Source organism: Pantoea sp. Mhis, from assembly GCF_009830015.1.
Genome location: NZ_SZZX01000016.1, coordinates 1 through 3,060 on the forward strand (window position 1 = coordinate 1; position 3,060 = coordinate 3,060).

Consider the following 3,060-nt stretch of genomic DNA (forward strand, 5'->3'; position numbering starts at 1 on the left):
TTTTATTTTGTACTCCATTTTATTAAAAAATTTTCTCAATTGCGAATCAACAGTTGCTGAATCGATGAGTGGTTTTCTCCTCCAAAGTTGGAAAGGTTATAGCTATTTAAGGAGCCGTTTTACTTTTAACGTAAAAAGCGCTGTAACACCCCAAGAGTGAATTTTGCATGCCTATGTGTATAAAGTAATACAGAAACTATTTGAAGCGCAAAAAATGGCCTTCAGGAGCTTATAAGAGGTATTCCTGATCTATTGTAGAAGCCAAAAACCACTACAATGAGTTCATCTTCAGTTTGAGGGTTGTAAAAAATTTTACTCGAATTAAAAATCGCGATTGACATAAAAAAATATATGCACCTATTAAAAATTTTTAGGTTTGCTAACTTCTATCAATAAAAATGTTTTCTGTGATATATAAAAAAATGAAGTTTATATCGATAAATTTTTCATCTTATTTTAAATGATTTTAATTTATTTTAATGTTTAATAAATTAAAATTTAGATTTATAATATAAAAATAGATTTTAGATATTTAATCTTATTTATATCTATTTTTAATCTTTTTTTCAAAATAAATCAATGTTCATTTATTTTGAAATTTTCATTTTATTAAACAAATCATTTCTAATTTTGTTATTTTAATATTTTTTTCAAAAAAAAGGCTTTTAATACAAAATTAGAAATAGAAAGTTTTTTATCACAGAAAACATTTTTATTGATAGAAGTTAGCAAACCTAAAAATTTTTAATAGGTGCATATATTTTTTTATGTCAATCGCGATTTTTAATTCGAGTAAAATTTTTTACAACCCTCAAACTGAAGATGAACTCATTGTAGTGGTTTTTGGCTTCTACAATAGATCAGGAATACCTCTTATAAGCTCCTGAAGGCCATTTTTTGCGCTTCAAATAGTTTCTGTATTACTTTATACACATAGGCATGCAAAATTCACTCTTGGGGTGTTACAGCGCTTTTTACGTTAAAAGTAAAACGGCTCCTTAAATAGCTATAACCTTTCCAACTTTGGAGGAGAAAACCACTCATCGATTCAGCAACTGTTGATTCGCAATTGAGAAAATTTTTTAATAAAATGGAGTACAAAATAAAAATATAATTTTATATGAATAAATTTAACATGCGTAGTAAATAATATTATATATACTGCTATAATTATAACTATAGCTATTTTATTAAATAATATATAGAGAGAATCGTTGTTGAATTGATAACTAATATTGAATTCCGACATTTTAAAATAAAGGAGTTACAGTATGAATCAAAATTCAATGTGTGGTAATTGGAAAGAATTTAAAGGTAAGTTAAAGGAACAATGGGGTAAACTTACTGATGAAGATTTAACTGTTATAGATGGAAAACGCGATCAATTAATCGGTAAATTGCAAAAATACTACGGTTATAGCCAAGAAGATGCCGAAACTAAAATTAAAGAGCTAGAAACCAGATATAAACATCACTTGTAAAAATTTCAGCCTGTGCACATTTTAGTGTGCAGGCTGAATAAAATAAATTGCCTTAAGCATAAGATAAAAATTTTTAACCTTACTTAAATTTATATAAATAACTCACTTCTGATATAAAGAAAATCAAATAGATCACTTAATATAAATAATTATGTTAATAAATACATTTTACTATAAATAAATTTTATAAATGTCAAATATATAAGATAGGAAATTAAATTTTAATTATCTAATTATTATATTTAGTAAATATGATCTGTTTAGATCTAAATATCTATAATCATTCTATTTAATTAATATTCTCTTTAACTAACTTATTTAGTATATTAAACATAATTTTAATGACGAAGTATTTCGATACTTAAATATCGCTTTTTAAGCATTATATTAGTTTTTTTGATTATTTTAATATTTAAAGCATATTTATAGATCTCTTGTTCTAGTAGCTTCTTTTATTATAGATAAAATACAAATTCATATTTTCTATTAGGAAAACAATTAATTTTTATCCATATAACGGGGACTTATTAATATCTATCAGATTGTTTTTAATATAATTTATAATTTTTATTTTCTATTTTTGAAGTGAAAATAGGCATTTTATATTTAAATTCTAACAAATAAAACTAAAAAAATTTATATCATTTTTGATAGAAAAAATCAATTAAATATTTTGGGATTTTAAACAATTTGAAATTGTAATTCACTTTCTAAATAATTATAGATTTCATTTTTATTTTATTGTTATTTTTGTCTCTTAGGTTTAAGAATAATATTTAAGAGTCAATAAATGAATATATCCAAATATAGTTCTACTTCTTTTATTCCTTTTTTGTACATTAAAACGTACTTTAAAATTGCTTCATATACAGATTTAATATTGCCCAATAAAAGCGAATTTTGAAAAAGGAAAAATTGCTATATTTTCTTGTGAAAAAGATTGTGTATAAGTTTATTATAAGTTGATTTTTAGGAACCGTATATATATTTAAATAAATATACTATATTAACAATAGTAATTTACTATATACATTTAAGTAAAGAAAAGATTTTTAATATATACTTTACTATATAATAAGTCTTTATTATAATTAAGCCTGTTAAGACTGTGGATAACTTTATTTTTTAGAGGATCATTAGTGCATAAATATTGTCTTATTTGGGTGTTTTATTTTGTACTCCATTTTATTAAAAAATTTTCTCAATTGCGAATCAACAGTTGCTGAATCGATGAGTGGTTTTCTCCTCCAAAGTTGGAAAGGTTATAGCTATTTAAGGAGCCGTTTTACTTTTAACGTAAAAAGCGCTGTAACACCCCAAGAGTGAATTTTGCATGCCTATGTGTATAAAGTAATACAGAAACTATTTGAAGCGCAAAAAATGGCCTTCAGGAGCTTATAAGAGGTATTCCTGATCTATTGTAGAAGCCAAAAACCACTACAATGAGTTCATCTTCAGTTTGAGGGTTGTAAAAAATTTTACTCGAATTAAAAATCGCGATTGACATAAAAAAATATATGCACCTATTAAAAATTTTTAGGTTTGCTAACTTCTATCAATAAAAATGTTTTCTGTGATA

4 protein-coding genes are annotated in these 3,060 nt (G+C 24.2%); 3 read left to right on the forward strand and 1 reads right to left on the reverse strand.

Annotated elements, in window-relative coordinates:
* The first annotated feature begins 7 nt into the window (after positions 1 to 7).
* Positions 8 to 160, forward strand: coding sequence for a hypothetical protein (locus FD727_RS04010; RefSeq protein ID WP_159938897.1), 153 nt, complete (start codon positions 8 to 10; stop codon positions 158 to 160).
* A gap of 788 nt (positions 161 to 948) precedes the next feature.
* Here FD727_RS04010 and FD727_RS04015 read toward each other — a convergent pair.
* Positions 949 to 1,101, reverse strand: coding sequence for a hypothetical protein (locus FD727_RS04015; protein ID WP_159938897.1), 153 nt, complete (start codon positions 1,099 to 1,101; stop codon positions 949 to 951).
* A gap of 170 nt (positions 1,102 to 1,271) precedes the next feature.
* Here FD727_RS04015 and FD727_RS04020 point away from each other — a divergent pair, with 170 nt between their 5' ends.
* Complete coding sequence (locus FD727_RS04020) at positions 1,272 to 1,481, forward strand: CsbD family protein (RefSeq protein WP_159938899.1); 210 nt, start codon at positions 1,272 to 1,274, stop codon at positions 1,479 to 1,481.
* Between the two features lie 1,173 nt (positions 1,482 to 2,654).
* Positions 2,655 to 2,807 carry a hypothetical protein gene (locus tag FD727_RS04025; RefSeq protein ID WP_159938897.1) on the forward strand — a complete coding sequence of 51 codons (153 nt, stop codon included), beginning with the start codon at positions 2,655 to 2,657 and terminating at the stop codon, positions 2,805 to 2,807.
* The last annotated feature ends 253 nt before the right edge of the window (positions 2,808 to 3,060 follow it).